The sequence below is a fragment of the Acinetobacter sp. AS23 genome, from assembly GCF_023612055.1.
GTDB lineage: Bacteria > Pseudomonadota > Gammaproteobacteria > Pseudomonadales > Moraxellaceae > Acinetobacter > Acinetobacter oleivorans.
Window position 1 is genome coordinate 939,569 of the sequence record NZ_CP082274.1, and the last position, 20,832, is coordinate 960,400.

A 20,832-nucleotide genomic window follows, 5' to 3' on the forward strand; every position below is an offset into this window, starting at 1 on the left:
TTTTTTATTGGGTTATTTATTTGTTTGAGTGGAAGATAAATACATCATAATTTCGATAATGGAGTGTTTTAACAGATGGATCTTTAGTTGCAAAATTATTAGGCTGACTTACGACAATCAAATCTTGCTTTTGCGTTAAAGCATCTTGAAGCTGTTGCTCACTCCATAAGTATTTTTTGCGTTGTGGTTCAAACAATAAACCATCTTTAATTTCTAAAGAAGCACTATCTGAATGTACTGTATCCCATTGATTCACAATATATACAGGTTGTTTTAGCTGTAAAAGGAAAGGCACATCATAGAAATAGTAATTGTAGAAAACTATTTTTATTGATGGTGTCATATATTCAGAAAAACTCGTTTGTCCCACATTATTTTTAGTATCTAAAATACGAACGGCAAATGGGACTGAACTACACAGAACAATTAAACTGATAAAAATATAGTTCAAATAGTTTAATTTCTGCTTTTTATATAACCAGACTAAAGCCAGTGGAAGCATAACCAATAGCGTGCCAATGATATAAATAAATACCGCTTGGTTTTGGAAAAAAGGTTGATGTGCATGCATGAAATGCGGTGTAGCAGCAATACCTATTCCGACAAGCATAATAAATATAGGTAAACCCCAAACCTGTAATTTGGTTTTATATTCACTTTCAAGTACTTGGTTAATAACAAGAGCCAAGAAAACAGCGAGTGGAGGTACAGCTGGTAAAATATAGCCAGCTAGTTTAGATGGAGGAATAGAGAAGAAAATTGTGACAGAAATAAACCACCATACAAGCAGGGCAAGTAAAGCGGATTGCTTGTAATTTTGAAATACGGCTTTAATAAATCCAAATCTACTTGACAGAATCCATGGTAAAAAGCTGAACATTAAAATAATCAGATAGAAACACCACGGTTGTTTATTATTAAACTCTTTTGAGCTAAATCGACTAAATTGTTGGTCGATAAAGAAATAATGCAAAAATTGAGGGTATTTAAGCTGAACTGCATAGAGCCATGGACTAACCAGTAATATAAATAGCAAAATCGCCAAAGGGTTAAGCAATGAAGGGATTTTTTTCCATTGTTTGGTGTAAAGCAACCACGGTAAGAGAATCATACCGGGAATTAACACACCAATCAGGCCTTTACTTAAGAACGCAGCCGCACCTGCAAAATATCCTAAAAATAAAATAGATTTACGCGCTGAAATTGTGAAATCAACAAAACATAAAACACTGACGGTAATCCATGAAGCAAGCAGTAGGTCATGGTTAATATATTCACTACTACCAAAAAACAGTAAATTTGTGCCTAAAATAATGGCAGTAAGTTGGGCTACACGTTCTGAAATGTGCTTTCTAACGAATAAAAATAGGCTGACTAGCATGAGTGTAGCTGCTAGTACGGGAACTAATCTCAATACCCAAATATGCATACCGAAAAGTTCCATAAATATAGAACTTAACCAGTGTAATAGAGGAGGCTTATGCATAAATGGCAAGCTATTGATACGGGGAATCAACCAATCTCCCGACTCAAACATAGATCGACTAATATCTCCGTAGCGTCCTTCATCTGGCACAGAGAGGGGTCTTATCCAAGACAAAACAAACAACCAAATCGGTAAAAATATTAATAAGAATTTGGAACTACGAAGCCATTGCTGCATACATAATCCTTAATGTTGAAATGCAAAAAAACGGTTAAGCAAGAAAGTCACAATTGAAGTCAGGACAATAGCTACACAAACCAATGTTGAAACAGGGGCGCTGAAGTAAAGATTAGAAAGTAAGAGAAAACTCTCATTAAATAAAAAACCTAATCCAGCGACTAAGGTAAATTTGGGTAGTGTGTGTCGATGAGAAATATGCTGGGCTTTAAAAGTAAAAATACGATGCCCGAAATAGCTTACCCAATAGGCAAGTAGAAAGGCGACTAAGTTGGCATATTGCAATGCAATGTTTCGTTTAAACAAGAGCATGACAATACTGTAGTGCGTAAGTGCCGCCGCGGCCCCAGTCGTGGTAAACCGCGCGAGCTGAAAAATATGTGCAAACATTAGAAACTAGAGAACGTATTTTCGGAGTGAGTGATTGGGTGTTCTTGCTTAATACGAGAATGTTCGGTTGAAACAATATATTTAGGTCGATTTTTAACTTCTGCATAAATTCGGCCAATGTATTCACCTAAAATTCCAATGAATAACAATTGAATGCCACCTAATAGCGTCATACCTGCCGCAAGAGTTGCCCAACCTGGTACAGAAACTCCTTCAATTAAGGTTTTAATAATGATCCAGACACCGTAACTCATAGCGCCTAAAGCCAATAGGGCGCCTAGATAAATACAAATTCGTAAAGGTAAATCTGAAAACCCAGTTAAACCAGACATTGCCAGATTGAATAATGACTTTACGTTAAAACTAGAACGACCATGTTGACGATCTTGCTCAGAGAAATTGATCCCGATACTTTTAAAACCGACCCATGCATAAAGGCCTTTCATGTAGCGATTTTTTTCTGGTAGTTGTTTAATTGCTTCAACAACTTTTGCGTCAAGAAGTCTGAAATCACCAGCATTTTCGGGAATATCAATAGGTGAGCTTAAATTTAAAATACGATAGTAACCTTGGGTGAGAGTCCGTTTTAGCCATGATTCAGTAGTACGATTACGAATGCCATAAACCATGTCATAACCATTTTTCCAAAGGTTAATCATGGTCGGAATTGCTTCAAAAGGATGTTGAAAGTCAGCATCAATCAGTAGTGCAACTTCACCATTTACATGGTCTAAACCTGCGCTTAAAGCAGCTTCCTTACCAAAATTTCGTGATAATTCCAGTACAACTAAAGGATAATCTTCGATCATTGTTTGCAAGATCGGAATGGTATCGTCCTTACTGCCATCATCGACCACAATAATTTCATAGCTAAGATTTTGTTGCTTTAAGCTGTTTGCTAAAGCTGGAATGAATGTCTTTAAATTCTCTGCTTCGTTATAAGCGGGAACAACGCAGGATAAAAAAGGTTTTGTGCTCATTGCATTGCCCCTAGTCTGGTAAGTTGGATGCCATTTTTCTGGCAATCAAGAGGGAACTGATCAGAAGAAAAATATTGGTATTCTTGGATACGTGCATGCTGGATTGGGTCTTGCTCACTTGGTGTAGAAAGTGAGGGATGGCACATAATCAGCAAGTGATCTTTTGCTTGAGCAAGCCAATATTGATTCAGTTCGGCATAATCAGTTTGTTTAAAGTCGTAGATACCAGCGAAATATTCATTTTGGCTAAACTGGTAAGTTTGGCACGCCTTTGCTAAGGCATTTGAGCCAAGTGCAGAAAGCATATGCGTTTTAAAACGATAATGGGGTAGATAAATTGGATGTTGTAAATTACGTATCCAACCAGTGAAATTTTTCTCTTTTAAAAGCTGTAGCAAAATATCCCGTATAAACGGAAATTGATGAACATGTTGGTGTCCATCAATAAAATCGGGTTGTTTTCCCATGACTGAAACAAATGCATCCCATTGTTCTTCAATACACTGGGTAATTAATTCACGGTTAAGATTTGATGACCATGCGCGAAACATGAGTGCAGGTAATGAGAAAACCGTATTACCTGAAGTAAACGCATGAGTGAAATTTAAGTGTAAACCAATGTCAATTTGATTCGAAAAAGGTTTAAGTTTGGCAGCAGCAGTTTCCCAGAGTTCAGATTGGGTCATACATGAGGTCGCTTGAAGTGCTCCTCTTTCAATTAACTGAATAATTGCGTTAGATATCTCTGCATTCATTGCAAAGTCATCTGCGCAATAACATACCTTTGCCATATCAAATTCCGTCATAGAGCAGGGTAGCAGAGTTACCCTTTTAGGCTGCTGAAAAACTAAACAGTTTTACTATGGAGAAATTTTCTTAATTTCAACTTAAAGTTTTTTTAAGGTTTTATGACAATTGTTACTAATTAATAATTTGAATTTATTGGTTTTTTTATATTTTTATGGTCAATGGTTTTTAAGGAATGACTTTTAACTATCAGATTTTATAGTAAATAAAAATATAATTTATGCTCCAAGTTCAGAAAACTCTTCACTTGGAGGTTTTTAAACGTGAATATGCCCAGATTAAAAAAATAAGACCGATTGTCGCAAGAAAAATCAGTTTTGGTACAACTGTGGCTAAAGGAACACCCATCTGGTTAAGTTGCACAAACATTTGTACCCCATGTGTTGATGGTAAACACCACGCAAACCATTGTAACCATTCGGGCATTGCTTGATGTGGCCATGCAGCGCCAGTTAATAAGAATAAGGGTACAGAGCTAAACACAATAATATGTCCGGCACGTTCTGGCATATCTAAAAGTGAGCCAATCAACATGCCTAATCCAATCACACAACTAATAAAAATAGGAACAGCAACGAGTAAACCTATGAAGTTTCCACCGTGTGGATAGTCGTTGAACCACAACGTAAAACCAAAAAGATAAAAACTACTTAAACAACCAATGGTAAATATACTTGCGAAAATTCCAGCGAAGCGAACAGCTGTAATTTTTTGGTGTTGCTCACGGTAGCTTGCAATCAGCATCGCTAAACCTAACACAATGGTTTGATGGATAATTAAAGATGCAACAGCCGGAAAAATGTAACTTCCATAGCCTGAAAGGGGGTTAAATAAAGGGACTTGATGAATAGAAAGCGCGGGTTGGAAATGTGTGCGCTCTCCAAATTTTTCGACATATTCTTTTAAGGTTGCTTCGATGGATGTAGCTAAGCCTAAACCAATTTCTTTAGTTTTTAAAAAGTTGGTTGTACTTAAATATAAGCCAATTCCGCCAGCTTCTCCACGGCGTAAGCTTTGCGTTAGGTTGCTTGGTAAAAGTAAAATACCATCGGCTTTTTGTTCACGAACCATTTGTTCTGCTTGTAAGAAATTGCTTGTAACAGTAACAATATGAACATGCGGACTATTTGCACTTTGACCGATTAATTGAGAAGTTAAGAGACTTTGCTCTTCATCAACAATGACAATAGGAATTGATTCTGCCCGCTCAGCTTTATAGGCGGTCGGGTAAAAAAAACTATAAAGAATGACCGATAAAATCAGAGTCGTGAAAACTGAACTATTCCCTACAATATCTTTAAAAGTCTGCAAATATGCCTGAAAAAAATCTTTCATTAAATTGCTCCCCGAATTAATTTTTTAAGCAGCAAAGAACTTAAAAAGAAGTAAATAAGGCAGTAACCCAGAAGTATTAAAAATGGAGTGATTGAAATGAAAATTGGACTTCCAATGACCCATTGTTCAGTTTGCAGTTTGGCATAAGGGGTATAGGGAATAATAAGTGACCAAAACTTAGTGAAAATCGGTGCATTATTTAAAGGCAGGGTAACGCCTGCGAAACTCAAAGATGACCCACCATAAACGGCAATAAAGCCAAAAGTTTTGCTTAAATTTTTGGTTGCTAAAATAACTGTGCTGCTAATCAAAGCGTAGGCAAAATAAAGTAGGAACTGTGCGCATAGCAATAAACTAAGAGAACCCGCTACAAACCAGCCACGGATTTCGACTAGCCAAAACATCCATAACCATGTCCAGAAACAAAAAATAAGGCTATAGAGCAAATTTTTAGCCAATAAGCCTTGAATAAAACTTTCTCGGTTTACCCAAGTGGTTAATGTGCCACGTTTAAGTTCTTGTCCAATAGCAAAGGCAACACAGCTGCATAGCAACAAATGCAATACGGCTGGAACCATGAAGGGTTCTAAATAAAACTCATAGCTCATGCTTGGGTTATAAAGCGTTGAGATTTTGACATGAGCGGTAGGAACATCTAAATAGGGGATATTATTTGCTAGATAACTCTGGCCTGCGTAGTCTGCTAAAGCATTGAGGGTACTGATCAACATTGCGGAGGAAATCGTGTTCCCGACACTAAAAAAAGACTGGTTAAATGCAATGCTGATTTGAGCATCTTGCGCTTTCACAAAGCGTTTTTCAGCACCGTCTGGAATGAAAACATATCCCCATATTTGGGTTTCATTGAGTAGTTGTTCCGCTTCTGTGGAGCTCGCCGTAATTGTTTTAATATCTACCGTATGATTTAAAGAAAGATACTTTTCAATATTACGGCTGAGTTCACTTTGATCCTGATCAATAATCGCAATTGGTAAGTGTTCAGCTTTACCTGCGTAAAACATGCTGCTAAACATAAAAATGATAAAAGCGGGGATGAGTGTCACCATACACAAATCCCATTTGTTGCTTTTTAGATAGTTTAGTTCACGTAATATACTGGTAAACATGCTTTATTTTTCTTCTTTAATTTTAAATAGAACACTCATCCCAACTTTTAAATCTTGCAATGGACGCTCAGGCACAAGATGCAATTTAAAGCTGCGAATATCATAGCCTCCAGTTTGGCGAGTCGTTTTTATAGTGGCAAATTCACCTTCAGCATCTATATTCTTAATTTTAAAATTCACATTCTGATTAAGTGCTGGAATGAATCCTTCAAGGGTTTTATTTTTATAAACAGAGGCATATTGATTTTCACCCACGTTTAAACTTACCCATAAATCATCATCTTCTAAAATGCTGACAACAGGTACACCCATAGCAACTAATTCAGAAGGTTTACCGTAAGTTTTTGAAACCGTACCTGAAATAGGAGAGAGTAAACGTGTTTCTTCCTCTAGTGCTTTTGCTTCACCTACAGCTGCTTTTGCAATTTCAACCTGTGCATCTGCTGTAGATTTTTGTTGGCTCGTACTGCCACGTTTTGCACGAGCATATTGTTGATAAGAGGCTTCACTTAATTCTTGAGCAGAAGTTTGTGCTGCAAGCATTTCATCTCGTCTTTGACGTGAAATGACACCTTGTCTATATAAATTTTCACCACGTTGGTAAGTGGTTTTTGCAAGATTTGCTTGTGCTTTCGTGCTTTGCCAGTTGGCATAAAGTGTATCGATATTCTCTTGTTGAGAACCACGATCTACCGTAGATTGAAATGCTAAAGCAGATTGTAAGGTAGCCAAAGCCTGTTGTTTTTTAGCTTCTATTTCCGGGCTAACCAAACGAACAAGTGGCTGGCCTTTGGAAATTTTCTGGCCTTCTTGTACATAAATTTCTTCAATACGACTCGGAACTTTTGTGCTTACGTGAATTGTTTCGGCTTCAACTCGGCCTTGTAGTTCAATAGGCTTTGGTTGATAACTTTTCCATAAACCAAAAATAATTAAACCCAATAGGGCAATAATGATTACACCAATAATCAGTTTAATTTTTGAATTTTTAGGTGGTTTGGAGTCACTTTTATTTGTGCTTGATTCTTGATGATCACTCGCTTGATCATCTTTTTGAACTTGGTTGGTTTCTGCTGTATCCGCAACAGGAGCATCTTGTTCTGAATGAGCTGAGTCTTGATTCATTTTATACTCCCCTTAACGAATATAGTCGGTATGTGGTTGATTAACGTATGCTTTAAACTGGTCAATTGAGCCGTGACTTTGTAGTAAAGTCGCGAGTGACATGACATATTTATAAGCATTTAAAGCCATTTCAGTTTTTAACGCGCTTAATGCATTTTGTGCATCAATTACTTGGGTTGCTGTACCCATTCCTTCACGGAAAGAAAGCTCTTGGATACGTAGGTTTTCTTGAGCGGCATTTACGTTTCTTTGTAAGAGCTGATGACTTTGTTGAGCAGAGTTAAGTTCGTTATATGACTTATTCAAAAGAGCTTCAATCTCTTGTTTAGTTCGTTCAGTCATGAGTTCAGAGGCATAGCGCTTCAATTCAGCAGCGTGAATATTCTTATTTTTATCAACACCTGAAAATAGGTTGTATTTTGCCATTACACCGACAATCCAGTTTTCATTTTTATCGAGAGCATATTCACCAAAGGCAAAAAGACTTGGTTTTTTTGCAGCTTCCTGAGCTTGAATATTTACATTAGCCAGTTGAGTATCCATCTGCATTTTTTGTACAAGGCTAGATTTTTGTGAATAACTGCTTAAAAGAGATTCTAGAGACTGGCTTGGGGTGTTATTTACAAATAGTGGCGTACTTAAATCTATATTATTTTGTTGATGTAAAAGATTATTAAGACTGAAGCGACTGGCATTTAAGTTGGCTTGAGTATTTTGTAAAGTACGTTCTGCATTATTACGAGCGACTTCAAACTGCATGCGTTGCCCTTTACTAATAAATCCTTGTTGTTCGAGCTTTAGGGCATTGCTGTAATGTTTCTGCATCGCGTTAAAGTTAAATAAGCTACTTGCGACCAGCTGCTGCTGTAATTGCACATTAAAGTAACTTTGTACTACTTCAAACCGCTGTATATCTTGTTGTTGCTGGCTTGAAAGCTCCGAACGCTGTGCTTGAATATTTGCTAGTTTTTTTGCACTGCTGGTTAAACCACCTGTATAGAGTGGCATAACGACTGAAATAGAAGGGCGTACAACCTGATCTTCAATGGTCAGATTCGCATAATCTGGAAATCGGTTAATACCATCATGGATGGTTTGATTGGCGCCTTCTTGAACTTGTCCCAGCACATCCGATGGAATGACATTGTTCCACTGTGAAAGTTTGTCATTCAGCCCTTGGCTTAAATCATTCTCAAGTTTTTGTTTAAAAGAGCCAAGAGGTACATCTGTTTCACTATGAAAAGCATAGGCTCTCACATTTAAATCAACTCGAGGTAATCCGAGGCCCTTTACTGCTTCAGCTTCTAATTGAGATGCTTGCTGTAATGCTTGGTTGGCTTGAGTACTGTATGAACTTTTTAAAGCTTGTTGTTCTGCTTCAGCATAACTTAAGCTTCCGGCATATAAATGATTAGTGAAAAAAAAGCCTAAAGCCAAAGCAAGATGTTTTGGTTTAAATGAAAAGGGAAAAATAGACTGTCTATATCGATGTGCTGGCATTTTAAATAACAATTTCTGGCATCCCTTATAGTTTAAATTTCTTGTTATTAAATTCAATTATCATATTGTTTATTATACATTTGTATAAAAACATTTTGATTTTAGCTCCTTTAATTATTGAATTTACTAAGCCAATATTTTTTCTAATATCTATCAAGGTATGTGAAATGATAATCACAAGTCAAGTTGATCTTTTTGCTTAAAATCTTTTTAAATTTTGAAGGCGATAATTAAAACTATGGAAATAACAACAATAATTGAAAAAATAAACTTAAATACAGTCCAGCATTGAAATATTTACTTGAGAAGCTGCTGCAAGCTTAAGCAATCTGTGGTTAAATGCCATTTTTATTGTGTTTGACTTTATACAAGGGAAAAATCATGCGCGCGTACAATTTCTGTGCTGGTCCTGCTGCATTACCTACTGCCGTTTTAGAAAAAGCTCAACAAGAATTGTTGGATTGGCAAGGTAAAGGTCTATCCATCATGGAAATGAGTCACCGTAGTGCTGACTATGTTGCTGTGGCTGAAAAAGCCGAAGCAGATTTACGCAAGTTAATGAATATTCCAGAAAATTATAAAGTACTGTTTTTACAAGGCGGTGCGTCATTACAATTTTCTGCGATTCCTTTAAACCTTTTAGGTAAGAACAGTAAAGCTGATTATATTGACACAGGCATCTGGTCTGAAAAAGCATTAAAAGAAGCAAAACGTTATGGCGACATTAATGTTGTAAATGCTGGTATTAAAGTAGATGGCAAGTTCGCAATTTCTGAGCAAAGCGAATGGAATTTATCTGACGATGCAGCCTATGTACATTATGCGGATAATGAAACGATTGGTGGCTTACAGTTCGCAGGAATTCCTGATGTAAAAGCTCCACTCGTTTGTGACTATTCATCAAGTATTTTATCTGCTCCATTAGATGTGACCAAGTTTGGTTTGATTTATGCTGGCGCACAAAAAAATATTGGTCCTGCTGGTTTAACAATTGTCATTATTCGTGATGACTTACTTGATCAAGCTAAACCAGAAATTCCAAGCATTTTAAAATATGGTGACCAAGCGAAAAATGGTTCTATGGTAAATACTCCATCGACTTACGCTTGGTACTTGTCTGGTTTGGTATTTGAATGGTTGTTAGAGCAGGGTGGGGTAGATGCTATCCATAAAGTTAACCTTGAAAAAGCTCAGTTGTTATATGGTTATATCGACTCAAGTGATTTCTACAATAACCCGATTGCAATTCCGAACCGTTCAATTATGAATGTACCGTTTACCTTGGCAGATGAAGCTTTAGACAAGCAATTCTTAAAAGAAGCGGAAGCAAACCATTTGTTGAATTTAGCTGGACACCGCTCTGTAGGTGGTATGCGTGCAAGTATTTATAATGCTGTACCATTAGAAGGCGTACAGGCTTTAATTAGCTTTATGGATGATTTTGCAAAACGTAATGGTTAAGCAAATCAAATAAATAAAGCCCTCAAATGAGGGCTTTATTTTTGAATAAATTTTATAAACTAAAAAGGTACTAAACCAAGTTGGTGCATGAATATGGCAGCTAAAAACATACCCAATACAAAAAAGCAAAACGCACCAGTATCGACCTTTACGCGCAGGCTACTAGATTGAATGAGGCTGGTAGTTTGTTCGGGTATAATCTTCATTCAATAACCTAATTATTAAAATATTAGTGAAATTCAATTAGTTTCACCCTTTTTAGCACAAATAGTCGCCTGAATCCAGATATTACCGCGAATATATTCGCCAATATTAAAGTTTTTATACAAATCGTTTTTGGTCGCAATGCGCACTAATATGGCAGGAAGATCATCTTCTAAAACCAAAGTGACATCATAAAGGGTATATTCTGCCCCCATAAACGTCATAGAAGTTTTACCAACAATATTACCTTGGAACCATGCTTCATCTTCTTGACCAAGATTTTCGCCATATAAATAAGCAACCATTTTAGAAAAATCAACAGTTACAGGTTCTTGATCTTCTGGGGTTTTTGGCTGCCATTCATTAATGAGTTCCTGTAAGTTTTCAGGAGCAATACCATTATGTTCAGTCAAAATTGCATTTAATGCACGGTGATGTTTAATTGAAGCTGGGTCATCAACAACAATTTTTTCGCCTGCTGGAACTGGTTCTAATTCATAAGCCCATGCATTAAATTGAACTTGATAGTTTTGATTTTTGTCATATTGACAAGCGTTAACGCTAAATAAATTATCAAATGCATAAACAGTTGTATTTTTATTTAGTCTTAAACTTAACACGGCTTGCGTTGCAGAGTCACAAGTAATGATACGTTCAATTTTTGCATTATATTGATATGGACTTTCAAAACTTGGAAACGCTGTTTTGAGTGCTCGAGGCTTTTGGTTTTCAACAGCAATAATCTGGTTGATTGTAACTTTTTGGTTTTGTGGGCCTTGGATCAACCAAAAAGATTGATCCATATCTTCTTCATGTTCGCATAAGCCCATCGGCATTACAGGTGCATCAAGTGCTAGTCCTAACCATTTTGGTACATCTGTTTCAGGATGGGACGTCAATAGATTCCAATGTTCGCCATGACTACCAAAATTTTGGTCATTTACTTTAATTACTTCTGGACTGTTTTGATTTTTCATAAGCACGATGCTGTTGGGTTCACATTACTTGTTATATTAAATCGAGGGTGTTTACTATTTTTCAAGTCATCATGTGTAAATTCTCTTGTAAAAGCACATATTTAGTCATTTAAAGAGAAATGTGGCTTCTATTTATAAATTAAAAGTAAGCTTCATCTATAAAAACTTTAATGTTGAAATTAAAAATAAGTTTAATGTTTATTTCTACTCACCTTCGAAAAGCATCTGTTAGACTTAGATTTTTAGTGGAAATAGAGAATAACGTGCTGCCATTTAAGCTATGGGTAGACGCAGACGCCTTACCAAAAATTTTACGTGAAGTAATTTTGCGTGCATCAGATCGTTATCAATTAGAAGTTATTTTTGTTGCCAATCAGAATGTTGGGATTACACCTTCTGTTCGTATTAAGTCAATACAGGTTTTAAGTGGTGCTGATCAGGCCGATAAAGAAATAGTTGATCGTATGACTGAAAATGACATTGTCATTACGCAAGATATTCCACTGGCAGCTCAAGTGATCGAGAAAGGAGGTGTTGCTATTCATCCACGTGGTGAAGTCTATACAACGGCGAATGTTAAAGCACGTTTACATCTGCGTGATTTTATGGATACGCTTCGTGGTGCGGGTGTGCAAACTGGTGGACCACCGCCTATTTCTGAGCGAGATAAGCGTGAATTTTCAAGTTCATTAGATCAAACAATTTTAAAGCAAAAACGTAAAACAGCTAAGTGAGCATCACATGCCATCGCAAACCAATTTGGCTTTAACTTATGCCTTGTTAGTGTTCATTTGGGCAACCACTCCATTAGCCATTGTTTGGAGTGTGTCTGATTTACATCTGATGTGGGCATTGTTGTTACGCTTTTTTATTGCATTGCCTTTGGCAGTAATCATATTACTGATTTTAAGAACACCTTTTCCGACTCATCGACAAGCAGTTCATAGCTACATTGCCGGATCTTTTAGCTTAATTGGCTCCCAAATTTTTACTTATGCCGCAACCCAATATTTAAGTTCCGGCATGATTGCACTTATGTTTGGCTTAGCACCTATTATGGCAGGGCTTATTGGTCGGTTTGCATTTGGTCAGCAACTTTATAAGTTGCAATGGCTGGGTATGGCAATTGCTGTCAGTGGGTTAGCCATTATTTGTCTGAGCGGTGCAAATCAGCACGTGCATCCGTTTGGTATTGTCCTTATGCTGATTAGTGTGTTTGTTTATTCTTTTTCAATTTTCTGGGTTAAGAAAGTTAATGCGCAGATCCAGCCGATGGCTCAGGCAACAGGTTCTATTTTAGTGTCTTCTATTTTTGCTAGTTGTTTTATTCCATTTATTTGGCAATATGCACCGACACATTTGCCAGAAGCTAAATCTTTATTTGCCCTAATTTATACGGTACTCATGGCTTCATTAGTCGCCATGTTTTGTTATTTCAAACTTATACAAAATATTCAGCCAACGACTTTATCTTTAACGACAGTAATTACACCAATGTTAGCGATGATGATTGGAGCTGCTTTAAATCATGAACAACTTTCGATTATGGTTTTTGTAGGAGCTTTAATCATCTTGTCTGGACTCTTTTTATATTTTTATAAAGATATTCAGGCAAACCGGAACTTTGCTCAACATATGAAGTCTAAATAGGAGAAGATTGGGGTAATTTGTTGAGCTTATTCATTAAATTGTTCTAATTCGTAGCGAAATGCATGATCAAATTGATCTCCTAACTTAAGTAGTAGAAAATAGCGCAGCAATATAATATTAGGATTGTTAAGGGAAGATCAGAACTTACTGATTTTTAAACCTTAATACAGCATCTAACGATATGGCCAAATAGTAAATGTGAATGTAATTTGACATTGGCATCTGCTATTTCCCATCAATCACCTTGGATTTAGAAGGTATGTTTAAACCAATCTCACTGTATATAGGGTTGAGATATACTCGCGCAAGACGCAGTAATCATTTTATTTCTTTTATTGCATTGGTTTCGATGGTCGGTTTGACACTAGGTGTCGCAGTGCTGATTACGGTACTTTCTGTAATGAACGGTTTCGATCGCGAATTGAAAAACCGTGTTTTGGGAATGGTGCCGCAAGCGACAGTTTCATCTACACAAATCCTTACGGATTGGCCTGAACTGGTAAAGCGAGTTGAACATCATCCACATGTAACTGGGGTTGCACCTTTTACCCAATTGCAAGGTATGTTAACCGCGCAAGGGCAAGTCGCTGGTATTATGGTGACGGGTATTGACCCAAAATATGAAAAGAATGTTTCTATTATTCAAAATCATATTGTTGCTGGGAGTCTAGATTCACTTAAAAAGGGTGAGTTTGGTATTGTGCTTGGTAAAGATATGGCTGACTCATTAGGCTTACGTCTAAATGACAGCGTGACATTGGTTTTACCTGAAGCAACACCATCTCCAGCCGGTGTTGTTCCTCGTTTCAAGCGTTTTAAAGTGGTGGGTATTTTTAGTGTAGGTGCTGAAGTCGACTCTATGGTGGGTTATATCGCCCTATATGATGCTTCAACCTTATTACGCCTACCTGATGGTGCTCAAGGTGTTCGTTTAAAACTAGATGATATTTTTGCTGCGCCACAAGTTGCCGATGACTTGGTAAAAAGTTTACCAAGCAATTTCTATGCAACGAACTGGACCTATACGCATGGCAATCTTTTTAATGCCATTCAAATGGAAAAAACACTAGTTGGTTTATTGCTTGTACTTATCATTGTGGTTGCAGCATTTAATATTGTTTCGTCGTTAGTCATGGTTGTGACTGATAAAAAATCAGATATTGCCATTTTACGTACATTAGGCGCTTCGCCATCAATGATTACTAAAATCTTTATGGTGCAAGGCACCGTGATTGGTGTGATTGGAACAGTTGCTGGTACAGTTTTAGGTGTAATTTTAGCTTTAACCATTAGCGATATCATTTCATGGTTTAACAATGTGTTGGGCTTAAATCTATTCGATGCTTATTTCGTGCATTACCTTCCTTCTTATTTAAGATGGCAAGATGTGACGATTATCGTGATTGTTTCTTTACTTTTAAGCTTCTTGGCGACTATCTATCCGGCGCTTCGTGCTGCCAAAGTTCAACCTGCCGAGGCACTGCGCTATGAGTAAAATTGTTTTAGAAGCAAAAGAAATATATAAACATTTTGATGATGGTAAATCTAAGGTTGAAGTCATTAAAGGTCTTTCTTTACAAGTTGAAGCAGGGCAGTTTGTTTCGATTGTGGGTGCAAGTGGTTCAGGTAAAAGTACTTTGCTTCATGCATTAGGTGGTCTAGAACAACCAACACAAGGACAAGTATTCTTAAATGGTCAGCGTTTTGATAATTTAGGTGAAGCCGAACGTGGTTTTCAACGTAACAAATACCTTGGTTTTGTTTATCAATTCCACCACTTATTACCTGAGTTTTCTGCGCTTGAAAATGTGGCAATGCCTTTAATGCTTCGAGCAGACAGTCAATATAAATCGGTAAAGGCACAAGCTGAATATTTACTAGATCGAGTGGGATTATCTCACCGTATGGATCATAAACCAGGTGAACTGTCAGGTGGTGAGCGCCAACGTGTGGCATTGGCGCGTGCTTTAGTCACTAAACCTGCCGTAGTTTTAGCAGATGAGCCAACGGGTAATTTGGACCGTAAAACAGCTGTTGGTATTTTCGAATTACTGACTGATCTTAAGAAAGAGCTCAATATGGCTATGCTTATTGTGACTCATGATGAGCAGTTAGCTCAGGCAGCAGATTCAATCTTGCATATGGAAGATGGTCTGTGGGTAAGCGGTTCTTAAAAAATTGTCATTAAATCACATTGTTAAAGCCCACTCAGTTGGGCTTTAATTTTGCCCCTAAAAAGATAACGATATGATTTTAAATGTTAAAGCTTATTTTAATGGGGTGGGTTGTAGGTATTGCATTTATGGGAATAGATCTTCCTCTCATAACGCAATATGGTTGGATTGGTAAAGTTTTGCTCTTTATCTGCTTAATTTTTTATATTTTTAAGCGGCATCTTGTTGTTAATCGTCCCATATTAAAAGGAGTTTATTATTTAATCTGTGGTCTAAGCCTTTTTATTATAGGCCATCAGTATGCTCAGTATGCCTTAAATGAAAGACTACAACTACGGGAGATGCAACCTGAGTCTTTAGAGATTGTTGTCTATATAGACCGAATAAGTGAAGAAAAAGATAATAAGACACAGCAACTCGCTCAAGTTCTAGGGCGGTCATCTCATGCGGTGAATTGGTTGCTATATTTAAAAAATGAAAATGAGAGTGCATTAATAGAGGGGCCAAAATTACAATTAGGTCATTACTATCGAATTTCGGGTAAAACCAGACCAGCTCATAGTTATGCAGTATCAGGTGCTTTTGATCAAGAACAATGGTTCATTCAACGAAACATAATGTCAGGTTTCAGTGTTCAGCATATTGAGCCTTTAAACTCTAATGAAATTTATCGGTTGGGTTATCAAAATCACTTAAAACAGCAACAAAATTTTTTGACTAGACAACAATTAAATATAGAAAAACTCCGTCTAAAATTTAGATTAATGCTAAAAAAATCTTCATTTCAGAATAAAGGATTGTTATTAGCGCTTTTAACAGGGGATGAAAGTCTTTTAAATGAAGACATTAAAAATCAATTTAAACAGTTAGGAATCTCTCATTTGTTGGCCATTTCAGGGCCTCATGTCCTCATTTTTGCAATCTTGTTAGCTTGGGGATTACATCAATTAGTACGACGTTATTATCCCCAGCTTTATTTGTGGCAACCCAAGCAAATTTTAGCAATGATTCCGTTATGTTTTGGAGTTTTGATTTATACAGCTTTTGTCGGCTTTGAAATTCCAGCCTTAAGAACTTTACTCTCAGTATTTTTATTTGCCTTTTTATTGTTGGTCAAACTGCCAGTTAAGCCATTTTCGTTATTGGTTTATAGCGCAAGCCTACTTTTACTTTTTGATCCATTTAGTGTTTTATCAGCAGGTTTTTGGCTCTCTTATGGTTCTTGCTTTATTTTATTACGCATTTATCAAACCATAGTACAGGCACCAAATCTTGCCTCATTGAGTTTGCTATCTAGAATAATTCTTTTAGCTAAAACCCTAATTGAATCTCAGGGCAAAATATTTATTGCTCTATGTCCTCTAATGCTGATTTTCTTCCAACAGATTTCATGGGTAGCACCTCTTACAAATATTATTGCTGTTCCTCTGTTAGGAGGAGTTATTGTTCCTTTAAATATTTTCGCTGCTTGTGTGTGGCTTATTTTTAATTCAGTTGGAAATGCACTCTTTCAGATTAATGATATTTTGCTCAGTATGGTGCTGACATGTTTTAATCTTTTAGAGAAATTATCTCTACCGTTGCAAGGTTTTAGTCTGACACCACTGGCTTTGATAGGTTTAAGCTGTGCCATTATTATTTTATTTTTACCGCGTGGTGTTTTACCAAAATCATGGAGTCTTATATGTTGTTTACCCTTAGTCATTCCGAATAAAACCTCACAGCAAATTCAATTAAATATTATAGACGTAGGCCAAGGACAAGCGATTTTTCTACAACATCCAGAGCAGACATGGTTAATTGATACGGGTGGTTCTTATGATGAAAAGGCTTTCAGCATTGGTCAAAATGTAGTAATTCCATATTTACGTCAGAAAGGTATTAAGCAACTAGATCATGTAGTGTTATCTCATCTTGACCAAGATCATAGTGGGGCATTTCCTTCTATCGCTCAAGCATTTCCTATCAAACAAGTCATATCAAATCAGCTATGGGCAGAGCAGGTGAAAGAACCATTTACCTATTGTCATCAAGGTCAAAAATGGCAATATCCACAGTTAGATATTGAGATACTTTGGCCTAAAGAAAATGATTTAAATTTAGTTCCTACTAACCAAAATGAATATTCTTGTGTTGTTTATATTCATTTAAAACAAGTAAGGGGTTATCAAAATTATTTAATTATGGGGGATGCGGGATGGGAAGCAGAATATCAATTGATAAAAGAATATCCTGATTTAAAAGTAGATGTTTTGGTCTTAGGTCATCATGGTAGTAAGCATAGTTCAGCCTATGACTTCTTGGCGACGTTAAATCCCAAGCTTGTTATTGCGTCTGCCGGCTTTAATAACCGATATGGTCATCCAAGCAAAGAAGTTTTAGCGAGAATACAAGAACTTAATATTCCATTTAAAAGTACAGTTGAGCAAGGAACATTAAGTTTTGTATCTGAGAATCATCAAATGATTTTATACACTCGACGTTTCGAGCGTACTTGGCTTCACAGAAATTTGTGAAGCTTCTGCTTTAAGTTTATCTACAATTTGAAGAGCTTCAGCTGGATCAATATTATAAATATTATCTAAAGCAGGGTTTGCTTTAAAACGTTTATAGCTCCAGTGGTAATGTTCTGGATAACGATGGATGAGTTGTTCAATAGCCTGATGAATGACATAAGTTCCATCATCGGCACTACCTTCGTAGATTTTCTCATCCATAGGTTCAACGTGCATCGTAAAACCGTCATTTTCATTACGAATCGCGTAAAGGAATAAAGCTTTTGCTTTAGTTTTTTGAATAAGCTTGGTACTTAAATTACTTGAGGCAAGGGGAACACCAAAATAATTGATCATACTGCCGCCGACGTTAGGCGTATGGTCAGGTAAAATTACGGTAGTTTCACCTTGTTTTAAGGCTTTAAAAATTTGTCTTACACCAGTTTCGTCAGTAGGAACCAAGTGAGCTTGTTCACGACTACGTGCTTCTCGAACAAAACGGTCTGCATCTTCATTTTTTACTGGCTTGTATAAAATTGTCATTGAAGTGAATTGTGAACACCAAGCATTCAATACTTCCCATGTACCAAAATGTGGAACAATCAAAACCACACCTTTTTTTGCTGCAAGTGCTTCGTGAAAGTAATGTTCACCTTCAATATGGTGAATACGTGAAATATTCTTACTATTTGATGAGCCCCAAATACTTAAAAATTCAAAGTATGAGGTGACTTCATTACGAATAGCTTGTTGCGTAATTTCTATTCGCTGCTGTGGCGTTAAATGTGGAAGGGCGATTTGTAGATTTAGTTCTATACTTTTTGATGTTTTAGTAATTTTTAAAGTATTGATTAACCCTGCCAACATACGAGCAAGAAAACGTCCAAATTGAATTGGCTGGCGGCTAAAAGTTTTGAGTAGGTAGTAGTTCATGCTTTTTGTATCTAATTTGGTCATCTATCGCGGTAAAAAGGAAGCAATAATTAAAAAAAGATAAAATTATTATAAATGAAATCATATTATTTAGACAGTTTTTATCAAATCAACGTATATAATGACATCATTTTAGATTAATTTGGATTGGAATTTTATGTCCGATTGGCCACCAAAACCACAAAATGAACCTATAATCCCTAAACAAAATGGACCAGAATGGCAAATTCTTGAGAAGGCTGTACTTGCTTCAGTAGAGGAACAGCGCCGTAGTCGCCGTTGGGGAATCTTCTTTAAAACATTAACTTTTATTTATTTATTATTTATTATTGTACTCATGGGTAAAGGCTGTTCAACCAGCAAAGAAGGCTCTGCTGTAAGTAGCAGTAGTGCTCATTTGGCAGTAGTAGATATTATTGGAACTATTGATGCTTCGAGTAATCAATCAGTAAATAGTGAAGATACAAATAAAGCGCTTAAACGTGCTTTTGAAGCTTCAAATAGTAAAGCTATTGCACTTAATATTAACTCGCCTGGCGGTTCCCCAGTTCAGTCTGATGAAATCTGGCAAGAGATTCGTTATTTGAAAAAACAGCATCCAGATAAAAAGGTTTACGCTGTGATTGGTGATATGGGCGCATCAGGTGCTTATTATATTGCGTCTGCTGCGGATGAGATTATTGTCAATCCATCAAGTCTGGTCGGCTCAATTGGTGTGATCATGCCTAACTATGGGATTACTGGTTTAGCTCAGAAACTTGGCATTGAAGATCGTACTTTAACAGCAGGAACCAATAAAGACATTTTAAGTATGACAAAACCGATTGATCCTGTGCAAAAGCAACATATTCAATCTGTTCTTGATAATGTTCACACTCACTTTATCACTGCAGTTAAAGAAGGGCGTGGAAAGCGTTTGAAATCGAACGATCCAGCTATTTTTTCTGGTTTATTCTGGACTGGCGAACAAGCAATCCAATTGGGCGTTGCTGACCGTTCAGGTAACATTACGAGCTTGATGCGTGAACTAAACCTTGATAATAAAGTTGACTACACAATTGAGCGCAACCCATTACAATCCATTTTAGGTCGTATGGGGGCACAAATCGGGCAAGGGGTAAGTGAATCTATTGCTCAAGAAGTGCAGACTCGTCAAAGCGCAAAATTACAATAAAATCTGTTTTAGGATAGCGGTATGTCAATGAAACCAGTTATACACTTTGCTCATGCGAATGGCGTGCCATCAAAAGTGTATCAAAAACTGTTTGACCAGTTAAAAGGGGAATATGACATTATTTATGTTCCCCTGATTGGTCCTGATAAACGTTATCCTGTGACTAACCATTGGCCTGCTTTGGTTGATCAGGTAATTGACAGTATTGTGCGACAGGCGAAAGGACGTAAAGTGATTGGACTTGGCCATTCTCTTGGTTCGGTTTTAACGTTGATGGCATCTTTTCAGCGTCCTGAACTCTTTTCTCAAGTCATTATGTTAGATCCGCCTCTTATTTTAGGACGATATTCATTTGCATTTCACATGGCAAAACTATTTCGTCCTAAATTGGTTGATGCGATGACTCCTGCTGGCTTATCTGCACGCCGTCGTGAACATTGGGAATCGAGAGAGCAGGCTGCTGAGTTATTACGTCCTAAAGGTTTCTATAAAGATTTTGATGAAGATTGTTTTCAAGCCTACATCGACTATGCTTTGAAAGAAGATTCGGTTCGAGGTGGAGTAACTTTAACGATTTCTCGTGAGGATGAAGTTGCAATTTTCCGTAAAAATCCTTCTTGGTGGTGGTTACCTATGCCAAAACCTAAGATGTCTGTGCATTTAGTTGTGGGTAAAGGAAGTGATTTCTTAAAAAGAGGCTTTCCTCAAATGGCAAAGCGAAAAATGGGAATTCCGTTTACTGTGGTTGAAGGGGGGCATATGTTCCCTCTAGAACATCCTATTGATACAGTGAATTCTATAAAGAAATTGATTCATCATCAGCCAAATTAATTTTTA

Annotated in this window: 18 protein-coding genes and 1 pseudogene; 8 read left to right on the forward strand and 11 right to left on the reverse strand. The window is 36.9% G+C overall.

Going from position 1 to position 20,832, the window contains the following annotated elements:
- Positions 1–16 precede the first annotated feature (16 nt).
- The 8 genes from K6I41_RS04360 to K6I41_RS04395 all read right to left on the reverse strand — a co-directional run bounded on the left by K6I41_RS04360 (position 17) and on the right by K6I41_RS04395 (position 8,927).
- Entirely contained in the window at positions 17–1,663 is a 1,647-nt protein-coding gene (locus K6I41_RS04360) for an ArnT family glycosyltransferase (protein ID WP_250375273.1), read from the reverse strand.
- Positions 1,664–1,672: 9 nt separating this feature from the next.
- A complete protein-coding gene (locus K6I41_RS04365) occupies positions 1,673–2,053 on the reverse strand; it encodes a GtrA family protein (RefSeq protein ID WP_005307623.1) in 381 nt (126 codons plus the stop codon).
- Positions 2,053–3,033 carry a glycosyltransferase family 2 protein gene (locus K6I41_RS04370; protein ID WP_250375274.1) on the reverse strand — a complete coding sequence of 327 codons (981 nt, stop codon included), beginning with the start codon at positions 3,031–3,033 and terminating at the stop codon, positions 2,053–2,055. The genes K6I41_RS04365 and K6I41_RS04370 overlap by 1 nt, the downstream gene beginning before the upstream one ends.
- A complete protein-coding gene (locus K6I41_RS04375) occupies positions 3,030–3,824 on the reverse strand; it encodes a ChbG/HpnK family deacetylase (RefSeq protein WP_250375275.1) in 795 nt (264 codons plus the stop codon). Before K6I41_RS04375 ends, K6I41_RS04370 begins: the two co-directional genes overlap by 4 nt.
- 259 nt (positions 3,825–4,083) lie before the next feature.
- Positions 4,084–5,175: an A1S_2622 family ABC transporter permease subunit gene (locus K6I41_RS04380; protein WP_005307614.1), complete on the reverse strand. Its 1,092-nt coding sequence runs from the start codon at positions 5,173–5,175 to the stop codon at positions 4,084–4,086.
- The gene (locus K6I41_RS04385; RefSeq protein WP_250375276.1) at positions 5,175–6,302 is read right to left on the reverse strand and encodes an ABC transporter permease; all 1,128 of its coding nucleotides are present in this window, start codon (positions 6,300–6,302) and stop codon (positions 5,175–5,177) included. Before K6I41_RS04385 ends, K6I41_RS04380 begins: the two co-directional genes overlap by 1 nt.
- Before the next feature lie 3 nt (positions 6,303–6,305).
- Positions 6,306–7,427: an HlyD family secretion protein gene (locus K6I41_RS04390; protein ID WP_250375277.1), complete on the reverse strand. Its 1,122-nt coding sequence runs from the start codon at positions 7,425–7,427 to the stop codon at positions 6,306–6,308.
- Positions 7,428–7,439: 12 nt separating this feature from the next.
- Entirely contained in the window at positions 7,440–8,927 is a 1,488-nt protein-coding gene (locus K6I41_RS04395; RefSeq protein ID WP_013197058.1) for a TolC family protein, read from the reverse strand.
- 381 nt (positions 8,928–9,308) lie between these two features.
- Between K6I41_RS04395 and serC the strand changes: the two genes are divergently transcribed.
- A complete protein-coding gene (gene serC, locus K6I41_RS04400; protein WP_005307603.1) occupies positions 9,309–10,388 on the forward strand; it encodes a 3-phosphoserine/phosphohydroxythreonine transaminase in 1,080 nt (359 codons plus the stop codon).
- A gap of 239 nt (positions 10,389–10,627) precedes the next feature.
- Here the strand turns inward: serC and K6I41_RS04405 are convergent, their stop codons facing one another.
- Positions 10,628–11,569: a hypothetical protein gene (locus K6I41_RS04405; protein WP_004790613.1), complete on the reverse strand. Its 942-nt coding sequence runs from the start codon at positions 11,567–11,569 to the stop codon at positions 10,628–10,630.
- Between the two features lie 245 nt (positions 11,570–11,814).
- On the opposite strand from K6I41_RS04405, the gene K6I41_RS04410 reads away from it, so the two are divergent.
- Together K6I41_RS04410 and K6I41_RS04415 are read left to right on the forward strand one after the other, a co-directional pair.
- Positions 11,815–12,303: a YaiI/YqxD family protein gene (locus tag K6I41_RS04410; protein ID WP_014207405.1), complete on the forward strand. Its 489-nt coding sequence runs from the start codon at positions 11,815–11,817 to the stop codon at positions 12,301–12,303.
- 7 nt (positions 12,304–12,310) lie between these two features.
- The gene (locus K6I41_RS04415) at positions 12,311–13,219 is read left to right on the forward strand and encodes a DMT family transporter (RefSeq protein WP_005307596.1); all 909 of its coding nucleotides are present in this window, start codon (positions 12,311–12,313) and stop codon (positions 13,217–13,219) included.
- Positions 13,220–13,248: 29 nt separating this feature from the next.
- Here K6I41_RS04415 and K6I41_RS04420 read toward each other — a convergent pair.
- A pseudogene (locus tag K6I41_RS04420) lies at positions 13,249–13,329 on the reverse strand (PilZ domain-containing protein); the annotation flags it as partial.
- Positions 13,330–13,478: 149 nt separating this feature from the next.
- Here K6I41_RS04420 and K6I41_RS04425 point away from each other — a divergent pair.
- The 3 genes from K6I41_RS04425 (at position 13,479) to K6I41_RS04435 (ending at position 17,909) form a co-directional block, all read left to right on the forward strand.
- Entirely contained in the window at positions 13,479–14,714 is a 1,236-nt protein-coding gene (locus K6I41_RS04425) for a lipoprotein-releasing ABC transporter permease subunit (protein ID WP_004790618.1), read from the forward strand.
- Entirely contained in the window at positions 14,707–15,393 is a 687-nt protein-coding gene (gene lolD / locus K6I41_RS04430) for a lipoprotein-releasing ABC transporter ATP-binding protein LolD (protein ID WP_005307591.1), read from the forward strand. Before K6I41_RS04425 ends, lolD begins: the two co-directional genes overlap by 8 nt.
- An 83-nt stretch (positions 15,394–15,476) precedes the next feature.
- Positions 15,477–17,909: a DNA internalization-related competence protein ComEC/Rec2 gene (locus K6I41_RS04435; RefSeq protein WP_250375278.1), complete on the forward strand. Its 2,433-nt coding sequence runs from the start codon at positions 15,477–15,479 to the stop codon at positions 17,907–17,909.
- On the opposite strand, the gene K6I41_RS04440 is transcribed toward K6I41_RS04435, so the two are convergent.
- The gene (locus tag K6I41_RS04440; protein WP_005307585.1) at positions 17,862–18,845 is read right to left on the reverse strand and encodes a lysophospholipid acyltransferase family protein; all 984 of its coding nucleotides are present in this window, start codon (positions 18,843–18,845) and stop codon (positions 17,862–17,864) included. The genes K6I41_RS04435 and K6I41_RS04440 overlap by 48 nt on opposite strands.
- Positions 18,846–18,978: 133 nt before the next feature.
- Between K6I41_RS04440 and sppA the strand changes: the two genes are divergently transcribed.
- The gene (gene sppA, locus K6I41_RS04445) at positions 18,979–19,995 is read left to right on the forward strand and encodes a signal peptide peptidase SppA (RefSeq protein WP_004790623.1); all 1,017 of its coding nucleotides are present in this window, start codon (positions 18,979–18,981) and stop codon (positions 19,993–19,995) included.
- Between the two features lie 21 nt (positions 19,996–20,016).
- Complete coding sequence (locus K6I41_RS04450) at positions 20,017–20,826, forward strand: alpha/beta fold hydrolase (RefSeq protein WP_199942886.1); 810 nt, start codon at positions 20,017–20,019, stop codon at positions 20,824–20,826.
- Positions 20,827–20,832: the final 6 nt, after the last annotated feature.